This window comes from Bartonella sp. TT110JLCBS (genome assembly GCF_042193405.1).
Classification (GTDB): Bacteria; Pseudomonadota; Alphaproteobacteria; order Rhizobiales; family Rhizobiaceae; genus Bartonella.
Genome location: NZ_JBHILT010000005.1, coordinates 100,352 through 118,645 on the forward strand (window position 1 = coordinate 100,352; position 18,294 = coordinate 118,645).

16 protein-coding genes, 2 tRNA genes and 2 pseudogenes are annotated in these 18,294 nt (G+C 37.8%); 1 reads left to right on the forward strand and 19 read right to left on the reverse strand.

What is annotated here, in order from left to right:
* Positions 1 to 13: 13 nt before the first annotated feature.
* The 16 genes and pseudogenes from ACFILW_RS03805 to ACFILW_RS03880 form a co-directional block, all read right to left on the reverse strand.
* On the reverse strand, positions 14 to 823 hold the full coding sequence (locus ACFILW_RS03805; protein ID WP_375623269.1) for a biotin--[acetyl-CoA-carboxylase] ligase: 810 nt from the start codon (positions 821 to 823) through the stop codon (positions 14 to 16).
* Positions 823 to 2,277, reverse strand: coding sequence for an NADH-quinone oxidoreductase subunit NuoN (gene nuoN / locus ACFILW_RS03810; protein WP_375685204.1), 1,455 nt, complete (start codon positions 2,275 to 2,277; stop codon positions 823 to 825). The genes ACFILW_RS03805 and nuoN overlap by 1 nt, the downstream gene beginning before the upstream one ends.
* A 17-nt stretch (positions 2,278 to 2,294) precedes the next feature.
* Positions 2,295 to 3,764: an NADH-quinone oxidoreductase subunit M gene (locus ACFILW_RS03815; protein ID WP_375623291.1), complete on the reverse strand. Its 1,470-nt coding sequence runs from the start codon at positions 3,762 to 3,764 to the stop codon at positions 2,295 to 2,297.
* Positions 3,761 to 5,728, reverse strand: coding sequence for an NADH-quinone oxidoreductase subunit L (nuoL, locus tag ACFILW_RS03820; RefSeq protein WP_375623293.1), 1,968 nt, complete (start codon positions 5,726 to 5,728; stop codon positions 3,761 to 3,763). Before nuoL ends, ACFILW_RS03815 begins: the two co-directional genes overlap by 4 nt.
* A gap of 6 nt (positions 5,729 to 5,734) precedes the next feature.
* Positions 5,735 to 6,043, reverse strand: coding sequence for an NADH-quinone oxidoreductase subunit NuoK (gene nuoK, locus ACFILW_RS03825; RefSeq protein ID WP_375623273.1), 309 nt, complete (start codon positions 6,041 to 6,043; stop codon positions 5,735 to 5,737).
* 14 nt (positions 6,044 to 6,057) lie between these two features.
* A complete protein-coding gene (locus tag ACFILW_RS03830; protein ID WP_375665541.1) occupies positions 6,058 to 6,678 on the reverse strand; it encodes an NADH-quinone oxidoreductase subunit J in 621 nt (206 codons plus the stop codon).
* A 94-nt stretch (positions 6,679 to 6,772) separates the two neighbouring features.
* Complete coding sequence (gene nuoI, locus ACFILW_RS03835) at positions 6,773 to 7,264, reverse strand: NADH-quinone oxidoreductase subunit NuoI (protein WP_273723184.1); 492 nt, start codon at positions 7,262 to 7,264, stop codon at positions 6,773 to 6,775.
* Positions 7,265 to 7,278: 14 nt separating this feature from the next.
* Positions 7,279 to 8,325, reverse strand: a complete 1,047-nt coding sequence (gene nuoH / locus ACFILW_RS03840; RefSeq protein WP_375623295.1) for an NADH-quinone oxidoreductase subunit NuoH — start codon at positions 8,323 to 8,325, stop codon at positions 7,279 to 7,281.
* A 22-nt stretch (positions 8,326 to 8,347) separates the two neighbouring features.
* A complete protein-coding gene (gene nuoG / locus ACFILW_RS03845; RefSeq protein WP_375623278.1) occupies positions 8,348 to 10,417 on the reverse strand; it encodes an NADH-quinone oxidoreductase subunit NuoG in 2,070 nt (689 codons plus the stop codon).
* A 68-nt stretch (positions 10,418 to 10,485) separates the two neighbouring features.
* A complete protein-coding gene (nuoF, locus tag ACFILW_RS03850) occupies positions 10,486 to 11,790 on the reverse strand; it encodes an NADH-quinone oxidoreductase subunit NuoF (RefSeq protein WP_375623280.1) in 1,305 nt (434 codons plus the stop codon).
* Between the two features lie 146 nt (positions 11,791 to 11,936).
* Positions 11,937 to 12,609, reverse strand: a pseudogene (gene nuoE / locus ACFILW_RS03855) (NADH-quinone oxidoreductase subunit NuoE).
* On the reverse strand, positions 12,609 to 13,799 hold the full coding sequence (locus ACFILW_RS03860; protein ID WP_375623282.1) for an NADH-quinone oxidoreductase subunit D: 1,191 nt from the start codon (positions 13,797 to 13,799) through the stop codon (positions 12,609 to 12,611). The pseudogene nuoE and the gene ACFILW_RS03860 overlap by 1 nt, the downstream one beginning before the upstream one ends.
* A gap of 120 nt (positions 13,800 to 13,919) precedes the next feature.
* Entirely contained in the window at positions 13,920 to 14,531 is a 612-nt protein-coding gene (locus tag ACFILW_RS03865; RefSeq protein WP_375646052.1) for an NADH-quinone oxidoreductase subunit C, read from the reverse strand.
* 14 nt (positions 14,532 to 14,545) lie between these two features.
* The gene (locus tag ACFILW_RS03870) at positions 14,546 to 15,127 is read right to left on the reverse strand and encodes an NADH-quinone oxidoreductase subunit B family protein (protein ID WP_039758600.1); all 582 of its coding nucleotides are present in this window, start codon (positions 15,125 to 15,127) and stop codon (positions 14,546 to 14,548) included.
* Positions 15,118 to 15,483 (reverse strand): NADH-quinone oxidoreductase subunit A, encoded by a 366-nt coding sequence (locus ACFILW_RS03875; RefSeq protein ID WP_005773599.1) that lies wholly within the window; start codon positions 15,481 to 15,483, stop codon positions 15,118 to 15,120. The genes ACFILW_RS03870 and ACFILW_RS03875 overlap by 10 nt, the downstream gene beginning before the upstream one ends.
* A 298-nt stretch (positions 15,484 to 15,781) precedes the next feature.
* Positions 15,782 to 15,858 (reverse strand) — tRNA-Asp (locus ACFILW_RS03880).
* Between the two features lie 173 nt (positions 15,859 to 16,031).
* Between ACFILW_RS03880 and ACFILW_RS03885 the strand changes: the two genes are divergently transcribed.
* Positions 16,032 to 16,107: transfer RNA gene (locus tag ACFILW_RS03885), tRNA-Val, on the forward strand.
* A gap of 62 nt (positions 16,108 to 16,169) precedes the next feature.
* Here the strand turns inward: ACFILW_RS03885 and ACFILW_RS03890 are convergent.
* The 3 genes and pseudogenes from ACFILW_RS03890 to ACFILW_RS03900 all read right to left on the reverse strand — a co-directional run.
* Positions 16,170 to 16,578: pseudogene (locus ACFILW_RS03890) on the reverse strand (XRE family transcriptional regulator).
* Positions 16,579 to 16,627: 49 nt separating this feature from the next.
* The gene (locus ACFILW_RS03895) at positions 16,628 to 17,977 is read right to left on the reverse strand and encodes an AAA family ATPase (protein WP_375685207.1); all 1,350 of its coding nucleotides are present in this window, start codon (positions 17,975 to 17,977) and stop codon (positions 16,628 to 16,630) included.
* Between the two features lie 134 nt (positions 17,978 to 18,111).
* The coding region (locus ACFILW_RS03900; protein WP_375685205.1) for a hypothetical protein at positions 18,112 to 18,294 on the reverse strand (183 nt) is incomplete at its 5' end.

Below are 18,294 nucleotides of genomic sequence, written 5' to 3' on the forward strand. Positions count from 1 at the left end.
ATAAAATAATTCTTCAATAACGGCCTGCATTAACAGAATCAGCCAAACCAAAATGAACATCCCCAGCTGTTATAATGGCTGTCTGACCGTCTTTTTGCTTTATGATGCAGTTAAAATCACTATCAAGACCATCAAAAATACCCTCAATGACTTTTTCATCATTCACCACTTTGACATGTTTCCCAAGGTGAGCGGAATATAAAAGCCATTTTTTTCGGATTATTTCACATCCTCCTAATTGTTTCCAAAGAAGGTAATTTTTAGAAAAACACTCCGTCAAAACCGTAAATAATTGTTCTGCATCAATATGCAAACCGATATTCTTTAAGCTTGAAGTGGAATAAGGTGCATCTTCATAATTATATTTCACATTTATTCCAATACCAATAACCAAGGCATATTGTTGTGATGATAATTGTAAAATCTCAAGCAAAACTCCAGAGCTTTTTTCTCCTCTGAGCAAAATATCGTTTGGCCATTTTAAGCTCACAATATTGTTTGTCTGCTTTTCCTCTTTTATCAATTGTTTTATTGCCTCTGCCACACTTACTCCAGCAACAAAACCAAGTTGAGCCGCAGTTTGATGAACAATACCATCAATTAATAAAAGACTAGAATAAAGGTTCCCTTTTGGACTAGACCAAGTCCTCCCTCTTCTCGCTCTTCCCAGTGATTGTTCTTGTGCAACAATCCAAAGATTACCTTGATGACCAGTTTGCGCTTTTCGTTGCGCAATGAGATTTGTTGAATCAACACTATCGTACGCTTCAACAGTATATCCCTGTTTTTGTGCAAAATCTGATAAAGTATAAACCATATTCATTAAAACAATGCTGCTGCTGCTTTTTCTGCTAACTCAACGAACCAAACCCCAAAAAGCGCGTAAAATAAAATAAAGAATGCAGAAAGACCAAGACAAAATTGAAGCTCTTTCGATAAAGCAACAAAATGCACTTTTGCATCATCAAACCACATAATTTTAATGACTCGTAAATAGTAAAAAGCTCCAACGACAGATGCTATCATCCCAACGACTGCAAGTGACGTCAGACCAGCATGGACAGCAGCAGAAAATGTATACCACTTCCCAAAAAAACCAGCCATAGGTGGTATACTGGCTAAAGAGAAAAGCTGTATTGTCATAACAATAGCCATAAACGGATTTGTCTTTGCTAACCCTGAAAGATCGTAAATATTTTCAACATTGCCATTCTGAGAGCGCATTCCAAGAATAAAAGCAAATGAGCCAATCGTCATTCCAAGATAAATCGTCATATAAAGAATAACACTTTTTATTCCTAGCATATCTCCAGCAGATAAACCAACAAGTGCATAGCCCATATGACTGATCGACGAATAAGCCATTAAGCGCTTAATATTATTTTGACCAATTGCAGCAAATGCACCAAGTATCATTGATGCAATCGCCATGAAGACCAAAATTTGTTGCCATGCAGGCATCACGTTATCAACATGCCCTAGGGGAATAAAGGTCACCACAATAATACGGATGATTAAAGCCATTGCTGCAACTTTAGGGGCACCAGCAAAAAATGCTGTAATCGGTGTTGGTGCTCCTTCATAAACATCCGGTGTCCACATATGAAATGGAACAGCAGAAATTTTGAAAGCCAAACCAGCTAAAATAAAGACAATTCCAAAAATGACCCCCAATTGTACATTTTTACCTTTTAAAGCAAGAGCAATTTCGTGAAAACCAATTTGACCGGTAAAACCATAAAGTAAAGAAATACCATAAAGCAGCAACCCTGAAGATAATGCTCCTAAAACAAAGTATTTTATACCAGCTTCAGAAGATTTTACATTATTACGATTAATCGCTGCTAAAACATATAAAGCTAAAGATTGCAGTTCTAAGCCCATATAAAGCGACAGCATATTACCCGCTGAAATCATAAACATCATTCCAAGAGTTGCGAAAAGAACAAGCACTGGAAATTCAAATATATCCAACTTTTGTGCATTTGCAAAACTAACAGACATGATAAGAGAAAAGAGTGCACCAATAAGCATTAAAATTTTCATATAACGACTAAAGGAATCGATAACGAGCGCATTGGTTTGAAATGAACCATTTTTCGGAAAAACTATAAGGATAATAATGGTTGCCACAAGAAGTGCTATGGTTAAACCTGTCACTGTTAAAGAAGCACGTGTATTGGAATAAACACCAATCATAAGCAGCACGACAGCTCCTAATGCAATTAAAAGCTCTGGAAGAATTAAGACTAATTGCGCTATTATTTCAGTTTGCATGTGCATTCTTCCCTTATCTAGTGCAGTTTATGGATGAGGGTTTCTACGGAAAACGCCATTGCCTTAAGAATAGGCGTTGGATAGATACCAAAGAATATTGTAAGAATAACCATTGGATAAAGGAGGAATTTTTCTCTTAAAGAAAGATCTATTAATACTTTTAAATTCTCTTTATCCAAGGAACCAAAAACCACACGCCGATAAAGATAAAGGGCATAGGCTGCCGATAAAATAACACCCGTTGTTGCTAAAACAACAACCAATTTATTTACTTGAAAAACACCTATTAAGGTTAAAAATTCACCCAAAAACCCTGAACTCCCGGGTAAACCAACATTCGCCATAGTGAAGATCAAAAAAACAACAGCATATTTGGGCATGTTATTCACTAAACCACCAAAAGCTGCAATTTCACGTGTATGCAAACGATCATAGATAACCCCAACACAAAGAAATAAAGCTGCTGAAACAATTCCATGTGAGAGCATCTGATAAATAGCCCCTTGTATCCCTTGCTCATTCGCAGCAAAAATGCCCATTGTCACATACCCCATATGCGCTATTGAAGAATAAGCAATAAGTTTTTTGATGTCACTTTGAACAAGTGCAACCAACGACGTATAAATAATAGCAATAAGCGATAATATGAAAACCAAAGGTGCAAAATCTGCTGAAGCTATAGGAAACATTGGTAAAGAAAAACGAAGAAAACCATACCCACCTAATTTGAGTAAGACACCCGCTAAAATAACAGAACCCGCTGTCGGTGCTTCTACGTGAGCATCAGGAAGCCATGTATGAACTGGCCACATCGGCATTTTAACAGCAAAAGAAGCAAAAAATGCAAGCCATAACCATATTTGCATATGAGCAGGAAACTGATAATTTAGTAAAGTCGGTATATCAAGTGTTCCAGCCTCCCAGTACATAGCCATAAGAGCAACCAACATAAGCACTGAACCAAGTAAAGTGTATAAGAAAAACTTAATACTTGCATAAACACGACGTGCTCCACCCCACACACCGATAATGATAAACATTGGAATAAGGCTGCCTTCAAAAAAAACATAAAATAATATTGCGTCAAGAGCACAAAAGACTCCAATAATCGCAACTTCAAGAAGCAGAAAAGCAATCATATAGGCTTTTAATCTCTCCTTAACATTCACCCAACTTGCTAAAATACAAAAAGGCAAAAGAAAAGCCGAGAGAACAACAAAAAGAATAGAAATGCCATCAACCCCCATATGATAGCTAATACCATTCCCTAACCAATTGAACTTTTCAACCATTTGAAAATTTGGGTTGGTAGAATCAAATCCTATCCAAATAATTAAAGAAATAATAAAAACAAATATAGTCGTAAAAAATGCAACATTACGTATATTATTGCGAGCTGCTTCACTATCATCTTTGATAAATAAAATCAGAAGCACACCAACAAGCGGCAAAAATGTAACCGTAGAAAGAATAGGCCAATCGATCATTGGTTTACGCCCCCAATCATCATCCATGTAATGAGCAATGCAACACCTATAAGCATCGCAAATGCATAGTGATAAAGATAGCCTGTCTGTATTCGAACAACTCTATTTGTAATATCAACAACACGTGCTGCAATACCATTCGGACCTAGACCATCAATAATTTTACCGTCTCCTATTTTCCAAAGAAAAGAACCAATTCTAAAGGTAGGACGAACAAATAAAAAGTTATATAATTGATCGAAATACCATTTTTGGTAAAGAAAGTGATACACTCTTGGCATAATACGCGCCATTTTCTTGGGAAGAGAAGGAGCCACAATATAGAATAAATAGGCCAACATAAATCCAAGAACCATTGCTACAAAAGGCGACCATTTTACCCAATTAAAAACATGGTGGGCATCATGAAGAATGTGATTGTGGCTGCTTGTAAACAATGCTCCCTTCCAAAAAGTATCGTATAAATCACCAAAAAAATAAGGTTGGAAAATAACACCAGCAAACATTGCTCCAATAGATAAAATAAAGAGAGGAATTAACATCACTGGAGGCGATTCGTGTACATGATGCATAACATCAACAGTTGCCCGCGGCTTACCATGAAATGTCATAAAGATAAGTCGCCATGAATAAAAGCTTGTTAATAAGGCTGCAAAAACCAGAAGATAAAAAGCATACCCTGAAGCAATATTATGGGATGCAAAAGCAGACTCTATAATCGCATCTTTTGAGAAAAAACCAGCAGTCCCGAAAAATGTTCCTGGAATTCCAACACCGGTTAATGCAATTGTTCCTACCATCATCATCCAATAGGTGACTTTTATATGTTTGCGTAACCCGCCCATTTTTCGCATATCTTGTTCATCAGATACAGCATGAATGACAGAGCCCGCACCAAGAAACAATAAGGCTTTAAAAAAAGCATGCGTAAAAAGATGAAAGACAGCAGCGCCATAAGCTCCAACGCCTAATGCAACAAACATATAACCAAGTTGAGAGCATGTAGAATAAGCAATAACGCGCTTAATATCATTCTGCACCAACCCCACAGTTGCGGCAAAAAACGCCGTTGTTGCTCCAACAATAATAATCACGGTCAAAGCTAACGAAGAAAGTTCAAAAATTGGCGACATACGCGCAACCATAAAAACACCAGCCGTTACCATTGTGGCGGCATGAATAAGCGCTGATACAGGGGTTGGCCCTTCCATTGCATCAGGCAGCCAAGTGTGTAAAAGAAATTGTGCCGATTTTCCCATCGCACCAATAAATAATAACAGACATGTAATGGTAATTGCCGTCTGCCCATCAAACTGCCAACCTAAAAATGTCATATTTTGTATAAAGCTATTGTTTGCAGCTTTTGCAAAAATAGAGGCAAAATCAACCGATTGAAACAAAACAAAAATACTAAAGATTCCTAAGAGAAAACCAAAATCTCCAACACGATTGACCACAAAAGCTTTCATTGCAGCCTTATTAGCAGAATCGCGCTGAAACCAAAAACCAATTAAGAGATAAGAAGCAAGTCCTACACCTTCCCATCCAAAAAACATTTGGATCAAATTATTGGAGGTCACCAACATAAGCATCATAAATGTAAACAAAGAAAGATAAGAAAAAAAACGGGACCTTGAAGGATCATGGTGCATATAACCAATTGAATAAATATGCACCAATGCCGAAACACTGTTTACAACAATAAGCATGACAGCTGTTAATGTATCAACATGTAAAGCCCAGTTAAAGCTTAAGTCACCAACAGTTATCCAATGTAATACCAATATATCAATCGCTGGAATATGACCAAGTGCAATTCTGAAAAAGGCTACCCACGACAATATGGCAACAATCACCATAAAGCTACATGTTATCAATTCACTCGCACGATCTCCTATCGTTTTCCCACCTAATGCAGCAATGAGAAAACCCAAAAGAGGAAGAAATACAATCGTATAATACATCACTGGTTAGCCTTTCATTACATTAACATCTTCAACCGCAATGGAACCACGATTACGGAAAAAAACGACAAGAATTGCTAAACCAATGGCAGCTTCAGCAGCTGCTACAGTTAAGACAAATAAAGCGAATACCTGACCAACGAGATCATGAAGAAAAGCTGAAAATGCAACAAAATTGAGATTAACTGAAAGCAACATAAGCTCAATGGACATCAAGATAATAATCACGTTTTTTCTGTTGAGAAAAATTCCAGCAATACCAATTGTAAACATCAAAGCAGAAACAGTGAGATAATGAGTAATATCAATATACATCTACATAGCCCCCCTTAAATACCTTTGCCTGATTCAACTTGTTTGATTTCAATGGCACTTTCTACCGTTCTAGAAACTTGTTCCGCAATAGATTGCCGCTTTACTCCTAATTTATGACGAAGTGTTAAAACAATAGCTCCAATCATTGCAACCAATAAAATCATTCCAGCAATTTGAAAATAGAAAACATAATCCGTATAGAGAATATCACCTAATGCTTGTGTATTTGTTCGCTGCGCTAAATCTGGCATAGGTTGCGCAACATGCGTTCTCAAGACTGGAGAAAAATAGCTACTCATAAAAACAACAATCAATTCTATAGCGATAATAATGCCAATAAGAGCTCCAATCGGAGCATACCGAAGAGTTCCACTCTTTAACTCAGCAAAATCAACATCAAGCATCATAACGACAAATAAAAATAAAACAGCGACAGCTCCAACATAAACAACAAGCAGAATAAGCCCCAAAAACTCTGCTCCTGCAAGTAAAAACAAAGCTGCTGCATTAAAAAATGCGAGGATTAAAAACAAAACAGAATGCACTGGATTGCGTGCTGTAATAACAATAACTGCACTTGTTAGCATAATAAAAGCAAACAAATAGAAAAATGCCGCCGCTAGATCTGTTAGCATAGGCTTCTCCTTAATTATTCAAACAATTGGTATAAACTTCATACCAGATTACAATTTATCGGAAAAATATCCGACACCTCATTTAACGATACACTTAACGATAAGGCGCATCCATCAATATATTTCGAGCAATTTCTCGCTCCCAGCGATCTCCATTCAATAAAAGCTTTTCTTTATCATAATAAAGTTCTTCACGTGTTTCCGTCGCAAACTCAAAATTTGGACCTTCTACAATAGCCTCAACCGGACAGGCTTCTTGACAAAAACCACAATAAATACATTTAACCATGTCTATATCATAACGGACAGTTCTACGTGTACCATCATTGCGCCGTGGTCCAGCTTCAATTGTAATTGCTTGAGCAGGACAAATCGCTTCACATAATTTACAAGCAATACACCGTTCTTCACCATTTGGATAGCGACGCAATGCGTGCTCACCGCGAAAACGCTGAGATACAAAACCTTTTTCATAAGGATAATTAATCGTGGGCTTTGGTGAAAAAAATTGACGCATAGCTAAGAAAAAAGCACTCACAAATTCCAATAGAAGAAGTGATTTTGCCGCCTGAATGAAACCTGACATCGTAAAATCTCCTCTTAAACGAAATCCATAAACTTTAAAAAAGCAGCAGTTATCACAACCATTGCTAGTGAGAGAGGAAGAAAAACCTTCCAACCAAGCCGCATGAGCTGATCGTAGCGATAACGTGGAACAAATGCTTTAACCATAGCAAACCAAAAAAATACAAAACAGACTTTTAAAACAAACCAAATGATACCAGGAACCCAATTAAGCCACCAAACATCTAAGGGAGGAAGCCAACCGCCTAAAAATAAAATGGTTGTTAATGCGCACATTAAAACAATAGCAACATATTCACCAAGAAAGAAGAGCATGTAAGGTGTTGAAGAATATTCTACCATATGACCAGCCACAAGTTCAGATTCTGCTTCCACCAAATCGAATGGAGGACGGTTTGTCTCTGCAAGCGCAGAAATAAAAAATATAATAAACATTGGAAAAAGGACCAACCAATTCCAATCGAGAAAACTGTTAAAAGGAAGACCAAGAGTTGTACCAAAACCATGACTTTGTTTAAGAACAATTGTTGTAAGATCCAACGAACCACTCACTAAAATAACGGTCACAAGTACAAAACCAATGGAAACTTCATAAGAAACCATCTGCGCTGCCGAACGAAGAGCTCCTAAGAAAGGATATTTTGAATTTGATGCCCATCCCCCCATAATAACACCATAAACTTCAAGAGATGAAATGGCTAAAATATAAAGCAAGCCAACATTAATCTTCGCAACCTCCCAACCCTCATTGACAGGAATAACAGCCCAAGTTGATAAAGCAAGTGTCGCTGAAACAAAAGGAGCCAAAAGAAAAACACCCTTATTTGCACCTGCAGGGATAATAGGTTCTTTCACAACAAATTTAATTAAATCCGCAAAAGACTGTAGCAATCCCCATGGACCAACAACATTTGGTCCACGACGCAATTGTACCGCAGCCCAAATCTTTCTATCTGCGTAAAGAAGATAAGCAACTAAGATCAAAAGAACGACTAAAAGAAGCAGTGTTTTTCCAACGATAATAAGTAATGGCAACAGCCAAGTCATAAAGAAATCATACATCATTATTCCTTTTCCTTTGCCCTTACTCTATAGTTTGCATAACACGGTTTTTTGCAAGAGACGAACATTCAGCCATAACGGCAGAAGCACGTGCTATCGGATTTGTCAAATAAAAGTCTTTAACCATAGAAGTAAATGTTTGACTCTCGAGAGAAACCATTTTTGAACCAAGCGCCTTAAGATCACTTATATCAGAAGGTAGTATATCATCAACGGCACAAAGATGTGGATAATCATTAAACAAGCATTGTCTTAATTGAGAAAGAGAATCAAAAGGAAGCCTTTGTCCTAAAATATCTGATAAAGCCCGCAAAATAGCCCAATCTTCTTTTGCTTCCCCTGGAGCAAAACCAGCCCGATTTGTCATTTGAACACGCCCTTCTGTATTCACATAAAGCCCTGATTTTTCAGTATAAGCAGATGCAGGCAAAATAACATCAGCAGCATGCGCACCATTATCACCATGGCTCCCAATATAAACTGTAAAAGCTTTTGTATCGGCTAATTCTACTTCATCAGCACCAAGTAAAAATAAAACTTCACAGGTTTTAAGTATATTGGCAACCCCAAGTTTAGAAGTAAAGCCTATGTCCAGTCCTCCAACAGTCGAAGCAGCATTATGAAGAACCCCAAATCCATTCCATGTCTCACTAAGAGCACCAATATCATCCGCTAATTTAGCAAGGTTTTTTAAAACAGATAAACCTTCATTTCCTGAAATTGCTCCCTCTCCAATAAGAATAAGGGGCCTCTTTGCTTCTTTTAAGACATTAAAAAAAACATTCTCTCCACGAATAAGTGTCGTTAATGTATCGCTATCAGATCCAAGATAAGAATAAGGATAACGTAAATCGACTTTTTCCCCAATTAATGCAATAGGAAAATTTCCCATCCGTTGACGCTTTAAAATACGCGCATTTAAAACAGCAGCTTCATGACGTGGATTAGATCCCACAATAAGCAGAGCATCAGCCTGTTCAATACCCGCAATTGTAGGATTAAAAATATAACTCGAACGCCCAAACTCAGGCGATAAAGCACCCCCTCTTTGACGACAATCAAAAAGCGTTGAACCCAACGAGCTCAGCAATGCTTTAAGGGCATACATTTCTTCAACAGAAGCAAGATCCCCCGCAATTGCTCCAATTTTTTCTGGCAAAATTTTAGAGATCACCATTTTAATTTTTGCAAAAGCTTCTGTCCAACTGGTAGGTTGAAGTCTTCCGTCTTTACGTACATAGGGTCTATCAAGCCGCTGGGTCCGTAATCCATCCCAAATAAAACGCGTTTTATCAGAAATCCATTCCTCATTTACATCTTCATTCGTACGCGGCATAATCCGCATAACTTCACGACCGCGGCTATCAATACGGATAGCACTACCAAGCGCATCCATCACATCAATCGATTCTGTTTTGACCAATTCCCACGGACGGGCATGAAACGCATAAGGTTTTGAAGTTAAAGCTCCCACTGGACAAAGATCAATAACATTTCCCTGTAATTCAGATGTCATAGATTTTTCAAGATACGTCGTAATTTCAGCATCTTCACCACGACCGATCAAACCAAGCTCAGAAATACCTGCAACTTCCGTTGTAAAACGAACACACCGTGTACAATGAATACACCGTGTCATAACAGTTTTGACAAGTGGTCCAATATATTTATCTTCTACGGCACGTTTATTTTCTGTATAACGAGAACAATCTCGTCCATAAAGCATTGCTTGATCTTGAAGATCACACTCTCCCCCTTGATCACACACTGGACAATCCAAAGGATGATTAATGAGAAGAAATTCCATAACACCTTCACGTGCTTTTTTTACCATCGCCGTATTGGTAAAAATTTCAGGTGCTTCACCGTTAGGACCTAATCGTAAATCACGAACCCCCATAGCACAAGAAGCCTGAGGTTTTGGAGGACCGCCCTTAACCTCAACCAAACACATACGACAATTTCCAGCAATTGACAAAGATTCATGAAAACAAAAACGTGGAACTTCTGCCCCAGCCGCCTCAGCTGCCTGAAGCAGCGTATAGTAATCAGGAACTTCAATCTCTTTGCCATCAACTTTGATATTTATCATCACCCATCCAACCTGCGGATAAACCACTTTAAATTTGCATTCGGTTGCTCTTAGAACAAAATCCTTTATTAAACCGCTTCTAAAGCAATATTTTTGCTTTGGACGACATTTCGCGTGTATTCATCAATTCTACGCTCGATTTCCGGACGAAAATTACGTATCAACCCCTGTACAGGCCATGCTGCAGCATCACCAAGCGCACAAATAGTGTGTCCTTCAACCTGTTTAGACACTTCAAACAAAAGATCAATCTCGCGTTTTTGCGCTCTTCCCTCAACCATACGCCCTAAAAGACGCATCATCCACCCCGTCCCTTCACGACACGGTGTACACTGACCACAACTCTCGTGCTTGAAAAAAGCAGCTATACGCCAAATTGCCTTGATAATATCGGTTGATTTATCCATAACAATCATTCCCCCTGTGCCAAAAGAAGACCCGACATCTCTCATCCCATCAAAATCCATGATCGCATCGATCATATCCTCACCACGAACGACTGGACAAGAAGCCCCCCCTGGAATAACTGCTAAAAGATTATTCCATCCACCACGAATCCCCCCCGTATGTTTTTCAATTAATTCACGGAATGAAATACCAAGAGCGTCTTCAAATGTACAAGGTGCATTAACATGCCCTGAAACCATAAATAATTTCGTTCCAACATTATTTGCTCGTCCGATTGATGAAAACCACGAAGCACCCCGCCGCAAAATCGTTGGAACAACGGCAATAGACTCTACATTATTTACTGTTGTTGGACAGCCATAAACCCCCATATTGGCAGGAAATGGTGGCTTAAGCCGAGGTTGTCCCTTTTTTCCTTCAAGACTTTCAAGAAGAGCCGTTTCTTCACCACAAATATAAGCACCAGCTCCATGATGAATAACAATATCACAAGCATGCCCATATTTCGTTTTTTTGCCAAGTAAACCCGCATCATAGCACTCATCAACGGCAGCTTGAAGCGCTTCACGTTCACGAATATATTCACCACGAATATAAATAAAAGCAACATTGGCTCCCATAGCAAAAGTAGCGATTGCACATCCTTCAATCAAAGTATGGGGGTCATGACGTAAAATATCACGGTCTTTACAAGTTCCAGGTTCAGATTCATCGGCATTGACAACCAAATAATGAGGACGCCCATCATTCTGCTTTGGCATAAAGGACCACTTCATTCCAGTAGGAAAACCAGCACCACCACGACCGCGTAAACCCGATGCCTTCACTTCGTCAATGATCCAATCACGACCTTTGTCAATCATCTCTTTCAGCCCATTCCAATGCCCACGCAACATCGCAGCCTTTAATGATTTGTCTTTTAAGCCATAAATATTGGTGAAGATACGATCTTTATCAGCTAGCATACCCCACCTTTTTTTCTATTACCCATAGCATTTTCCGCTTTTCCTCAAATGCAAATTTTAAATATCTTTTCAAGACTTCTTACTTTTCGTTAAATGTTGCCATCATGGGTAGAATAATGAAATATTTTTTCAAGAAAAATACTTAATTATGTTCCCATTCTTTCCTTATCCTTTTTTGGTGAAGACTTGAGAGATCTTTTTTTCTTTCTCATCATCAATAAGAGAAGTTAAACCACTAATCGGTTCCGACGATTTACGACTATTTTGCGGACCAACCGCTATCTTAGAACCTTTACCTGCTTCAAATGCATCAATAATTTCTTCAAGCCGTTCAGCCGTAAGATCTTCATAAGTATCTTTAAAAATCATAACCATCGGAGCATTAACACAAGCACCAAGACACTCCACCTCTTCCCATGATAAGGTTCCATCCTGATTGGTCGCAAAAGGTTCATGATGAATTTTTTTCTGACAAACTTTAATCAATTCATCAGAACCACGTAACATACAAGGCGTTGTACCACAAACTTGAATATGCGCTTTTGTTCCAACAGGCTTAAGCTGAAACTGAGTATAAAAAGTAGCAACTTCCAGAACACGAATATAAGCCATGGAAAGAATCTGAGCAATATGCTCAATCGCAGCACGTGTCACCCAACCATCTTGTTCTTGAGCACGCATTAATAATGGAATTACAGCCGATTGCTCACGCCCGACAGGATATTTTTTTATAGTATTTTTTACCCATATCTGATTTTCTTTTGTAAAAGAAAACTCAGCAGGCTGATAAACATCATCTGCAAGACGGCGTACGGACATTAGCGATCAACCTCCCCAAAAACAATATCAATCGAACCCAAAATAGCTGTAGCATCCGCCAACATATGACCTCTGGTTAAAAAATCCATAGCTTGGAGATGAGCAAACCCAGGAGCACGCAACTTGACACGATAAGGCTTATTGGTTCCATCAGAAACAAGATAAACACCAAACTCACCCTTCGGAGCTTCCACAGCAACATATACTTCTCCAGGAGGTGTATGAAAACCTTCCGTATAGAGTTTAAAGTGATGAATCAGTGCTTCCATCGAGCTTTTCATTTCGCTCCGCTTCGGTGGTACAATTTTGCGATCCAAGCTCGAAACCGGTCCATTTTTTTCAGTACTCAGTAAACGCTCCACACATTGGCGCATGATTTTCGCTGATTGACGCATTTCTTCCATACGAATAAGATAGCGATCATAACAATCGCTATTTTTACCTACAGGAATATCGAATTCCATTTCATCGTAACATTCATAAGGCTGACTTTTACGCAAATCCCACGGAACACCAGCTCCACGAATCATAACCCCAGAAAAACCGCGTACCCAAGCTTCATCAATACTTACAACGCCAATATCCACATTACGCTGCTTAAAAATCCGATTTGGGGTCACAAGCGCATCAAGTTTTCCGAGAGAAACAAGAAATGGATCAATAAAATCACCAATATCTTCAACTAAAGATTCTGGTAAATCTTGATGCACGCCACCGGGACGAAAATAATTTGCATGAAGACGAGCACCGCAAGCACGCTCATAAAAAATCATCAACCTTTCACGTTGCTCAAACCCCCAAAGCGGTGGTGTTAAAGCGCCAACATCCATTGCCTGTGTCGTTACATTAAGCAAATGATTAAGAATACGCCCAATTTCAGAAAACAAAACACGTATTAATTGCCCTCTTTTAGGAACTTTAATATCTAATAACTTTTCAATAGCAAGAACAAAAGCATGTTCCTGATTCATAGGAGCAACATAATCCAAACGATCTAGATAAGGACCAGCTTGGAGATAAGTCTTTGTTTCCATTAATTTTTCAGTACCGCGGTGCAACAACCCAATATGTGGATCTACACGCTCAACAACTTCACCGTCCAGCTCCAGAACCATGCGCAAAACCCCATGCGCGGCAGGATGCTGCGGACCAAAATTGATATTAAAGTTTCGAACATTGACCTCAGCCACAATCAACCCCTTGCTTTTTAAAAAACTTCATATCAAATATCAAAAAATCTATCACGCTAAAAAATATTTAATTACTTAAGAAATACAATACTCTAATATAACGCCTCATCAAAACCAATATTATTTTTTTTCATCTGCTTTCCCATCACATGGCAAAGTATACTGCCCTCCTTCCCAAGGAGAAAGAAAATCAAAATTACGCATCTCTTGGCGCAAAACAACAGGCTCATAAATCACCCTCTTTGCTTCATTATCATAACGGCATTCAACAAATCCTGTCACAGGAAAGTCTTTGCGTAAAGGATATCCTTCAAACCCATAATCTGTTAAAATCCGTCTCAAATCCGGATGTCCTGAAAATAAAATCCCATACATATCATACGTTTCACGTTCATACCACTCTGCGCCAGGATAAACCGTACAAGCTGAAGCAACAGGAGTATTTTCATCTGTACGAACTTTTACACGTAAGCGTAAATTCTCACGAGGAGATAACAATTGGTAAGAAACATCAAAGCGCTTATCGCGAGAAGGATAATCCACACCACTAATATCTGTAAGATTAACAAATTGACAGCGAGAATCATCACGAACAAACATTAAGACATCGATAATTGCATCAAGACGTGCCACAATGGTCAATTCACCAAAAGCAAGAACTGTCTCTTCAAGCTTATTTTTTAATTTGTTTTCCAAATAAGCAGCAAGCTCAACCAATGTTTCATCCACCATGACAAGAAAACTCTCTATCGCTCTATGGATCCGGTACGACGGATTTTTTTCTGTAGCAACAATATGCCGTATAATAATGCCTCTGCTGTAGGTGGACACCCTGGGACATATATATCAACAGGCACGATACGATCACATCCCCGCACTACTGAATAGGAATAATGATAATATCCCCCACCGTTTGCACATGATCCCATAGAAATCACATAACGTGGCTCTGGCATCTGATCGTACACTTTTCTTAAAGCAGGCGCCATCTTATTTGTGAGCGTACCAGCAACTACCATTACATCTGACTGACGGGGTGAAGCTCGTGGTGCATATCCAAAACGCTCATTATCATAATGAGGCATTGAGCATTGCATCATTTCGATAGCACAACAAGCCAAACCAAAACTCATCCACATTAAAGAACCGGTACGTGCCCAAGTAATCAAAGCATCTGCCGAGGTAACTAAAAACCCCTTATCTGATAATTCAGCATTGATATCACGAAAAAACTTATCATCAGATCCTATCAACTCTCCAGTATTGGGATCAATGATTCCCTTTGGTTTTGGAGCTGTAATCGTTGAATTATTAGATCTTAATTCCATTCAAGAGCTCCTTTTTTCCATTCATATATGAATCCAATAGTCAAAATTGCTAAAAACACAATCATCGACCAAAAGCCAAACATACCTATTGATTCGAATGAAACGGCCCAAGGAAAAAGAAAAGCAACTTCAAGATCAAAAATAATAAATAAAATTGATACCAAATAAAAACGAATATCAAACTTCATGCGCGCATCACTAAATGAATTAAACCCACATTCATAAGCCGATAATTTTTCAGGATCGGGGGAACGATATGCTACAATGTAAGGTGTAATCAACAAAACTCCAGCAATAACCGCTGACACAATAATGAAAATCAAGACTGGTAAATAAGAGCTCAATAAATAAGCCATAACCCTCTTCCATCGTAACGAAATGCCTGAGTTTAACACAATGATTCAATATTGCGAGACCAAACAGACAAATTTAACAATTGCTCTATTAACTCTATTTATACTGCTTCAAAGACATACAGAGCGATACTTTTCTTATCGGCATAGGTAACGCAGAGCAAAGAAAGACGCAAGCCCTATTCTTATAAACCATATAAAAAGAAAGAAAAAACATATTTATTCCCCAATCAAATACTCCACCACATCACTCATAGCATATGGATATTTTAAAAAGGAAATTTCATAAGGAATTACGAAATGGCGCGAGTGACGGGGCTCGAACCCGCGACCTCCGGCGTGACAGGCCAGCACTCTAACCAACTGAGCTACACCCGCGCATTTTTTTCGAACCAATTTAATTTGGTACAAGCGGTCGTGTAAGGGGTTCATGCGTTTATGTCAAGAAGGATTATGCATTTTTAAAAAAAATTATCAAATACCATCTTTATTCTTGCGTTTAGAAAAATTTTTCCTTAAAGAGTCTCCATTCAATTGCTGATCATTGCATTGGGCGATTAGCTCAGCTGGTAGAGCGCCTCGTTTACACCGAGGATGTCGGGAGTTCGAGTCTCTCATCGCCCACCATATAGCTTTATATTCCTATTCAGTTATTGATTCTCCATATATTTTTTAAAGATGAGGAATGCTTAAATTAAAGTTAAGGGAGTAGGATTTTCACTCTTTCCTTTACAATGCGCATTCTTTTTGCCAGCTTTCTCTAACAATTTTTTAATAGTTCTAAATCTTTTCTTGTGAAATAATGTTTATCAGTCTAGCAAACATACCAACAGCTTCACATCTAAATGTATCAGAAGACTTTATAGTGAAACTTTTGCGACAAGCTTCCGATTCTCTTCTCAAAATTTCTGCTACCTCTTGATCTAAATCATAGAGTTCAATGATCTTTTCTTCAATGCCAATAGGTAAAGATTTTTTGCCAATCTCTAAAGAAGATAAAAATGATACAGATATGTCTAATTTCTTAGCCATATCTAAGAGACGTTCGGAGTGATCAATACGAAGTTTGCGTAAAGTTTTACAAAAGGGTGTTAGCATTTAAATAAAACGCGTAAGGGTATAAGCTTTACGGCATAAACTGAGAAAATTATTCACCAATAATATGTTTCACGCAATCAGCAATGTGATTTACTTTCTTTGCATTAGCAGCAACTCCATTAAATTTTTTTATAATCCAATCAGCTCCTGTTCCAAGGTGTGTAATCCATGTTTTTTGAACAATAGGCTCAACAGCCCTCACAGTTTCTTCAGTAGATGTAGTTAATTCCAGAAATCTTTCACAAACAATTCGAGGCGCTTCAAAATCATTTGCTTCATTACGTACGGTAAACAAATTATCCCAATTATCGTCGTTAATAAGATAAGGGGAATGCGTCGAATAAATTACTTTATTGCCCTTTATGCTCGATAACGTTTGTAAGGAGCTTAATATTTTTCTCTGTGGATGAATATGTAAATTATTTGCTGGCTCATCCAATAAAAAAACTATTCCATTTTTGCTTCTATACCTGCGAACTTCTGTAAGAACTTTAAAACAAAAAAACCAACGAAACCCCTTACTTCTCTCATGTAAATAAAAAAAGAGGTTATTTGCTTTAATTTGTAAACAATAATCTACAAAACCACTGTCAGTATCGTGATCACTATTAGATTTTTCTATTATACAATCATCAAAAAGGCTCTTCCCTTCAGTAATATCCACCCAACCTTCCTTCACTACTGACTTCAAATAACCATTGATCAATCCTATACGCTGCTTAACAGCATCGTTGTCATCACAATCGACAACATCTTCCTGAAAACTAATATCAAGATTTTTTTCTTTATTCTTTATATTGTTATCATTCATGTGCCCGCCTATAAGTAGATCATTAAAGATTTTCTGCCATTGGAGATTGATTGGTGAGGTTAAAAGTGCGTCTTGTGCTAAGCTAGTATCTCTATTATGGCTCTTCTTTAAAAATCTAATTTTTTCAGGTACATCAAATATGAAATCATCGTAGTAGACGATCTCAGCAAGGCGTTTCCTTATCCATATCATAATAGAATGACTTTTTTGTACTTGTTTGTCATTGATGTATATACTGTCTTTAATGCATGCACTTTTTTTAAATTCATAAACAAAAGACAATTCAAATATTCCTTGGTTGTTTTCCTTATTTTCACCACAAACGATTTTCTTGTAAAACTTCAAAGCCTTCATATCATCAACATCATAAGAAATACATGCAGACAAAGTGACTTTATCACTAAAAAAAGCACGTTTTGGACGAATAAAAGTAAAAAAATCTTCCGATAACTTTTCCCCTTGACAAAGAACCGATATATAATGAATACCCTTTAAAATTGTAGTTTTTCCTGATTCATTATTACCTACAAGAACAAAAGGAAAAGAAGTATTCCCCTTTATAAGGTCTATTTCTAAAGGTTGGGAAATCCCTCAAAAATTTTCTAATTTGAATGAAGTAAATATCATAGAACCCTCAGTAGCACTTTAGAGAAAGATATCATATCGTATGCATAATAAAAACATTTTGCATTATATTATAAAGCGATTTAGGCGACAAGCTCTCAACTTTTTGTTATCCACTTTTTGAGATGTGAGAAGCTATTCTCTATGGCGTTCACGCAACGGGAAAAATCTATTACAAACATAAAGACAATAAAGGCTATCAATTTCATGATGCGTGACATCATCTTTAAGCCTTGATAGGTCTCTATCATCTCGTGAAGGAGCTGTTGTTCTTTTTCTGT

What these genes read in the sequence shown, in the direction of transcription:
- nuoF (WP_375623280.1), bottom strand. Translation starts at nt 11,790, where the DNA reads ATGCTAGCTGATAAAGATCGTATCTTCACCAATATTTATGGCTTAAAA.
- nuoL (WP_375623293.1), bottom strand. Translation starts at nt 5,728, where the DNA reads ATGTATTATACGATTGTATTTCTTCCTCTTTTGGGTTTTCTCATTGCT.
- ACFILW_RS03875 (WP_005773599.1), bottom strand. Translation starts at nt 15,483, where the DNA reads ATGGCTTATTTATTGAGCTCTTATTTACCAGTCTTGATTTTCATTATT.
- nuoI (WP_273723184.1), bottom strand. Translation starts at nt 7,264, where the DNA reads ATGTCAGGTTTCATTCAGGCGGCAAAATCACTTCTTCTATTGGAATTT.
- nuoH (WP_375623295.1), bottom strand. Translation starts at nt 8,325, where the DNA reads ATGTATGATTTCTTTATGACTTGGCTGTTGCCATTACTTATTATCGTT.
- ACFILW_RS03815 (WP_375623291.1), bottom strand. Translation starts at nt 3,764, where the DNA reads ATGATCGATTGGCCTATTCTTTCTACGGTTACATTTTTGCCGCTTGTT.
- nuoN (WP_375685204.1), bottom strand. Translation starts at nt 2,277, where the DNA reads ATGCAAACTGAAATAATAGCGCAATTAGTCTTAATTCTTCCAGAGCTT.
- ACFILW_RS03870 (WP_039758600.1), bottom strand. Translation starts at nt 15,127, where the DNA reads ATGGAATTAAGATCTAATAATTCAACGATTACAGCTCCAAAACCAAAG.
- ACFILW_RS03805 (WP_375623269.1), bottom strand. Translation starts at nt 823, where the DNA reads ATGAATATGGTTTATACTTTATCAGATTTTGCACAAAAACAGGGATAT.
- ACFILW_RS03865 (WP_375646052.1), bottom strand. Translation starts at nt 14,531, where the DNA reads ATGGTGGATGAAACATTGGTTGAGCTTGCTGCTTATTTGGAAAACAAA.
- nuoG (WP_375623278.1), bottom strand. Translation starts at nt 10,417, where the DNA reads ATGATAAATATCAAAGTTGATGGCAAAGAGATTGAAGTTCCTGATTAC.
- ACFILW_RS03830 (WP_375665541.1), bottom strand. Translation starts at nt 6,678, where the DNA reads ATGCTAACAGATCTAGCGGCGGCATTTTTCTATTTGTTTGCTTTTATT.
- nuoK (WP_375623273.1), bottom strand. Translation starts at nt 6,043, where the DNA reads ATGTATATTGATATTACTCATTATCTCACTGTTTCTGCTTTGATGTTT.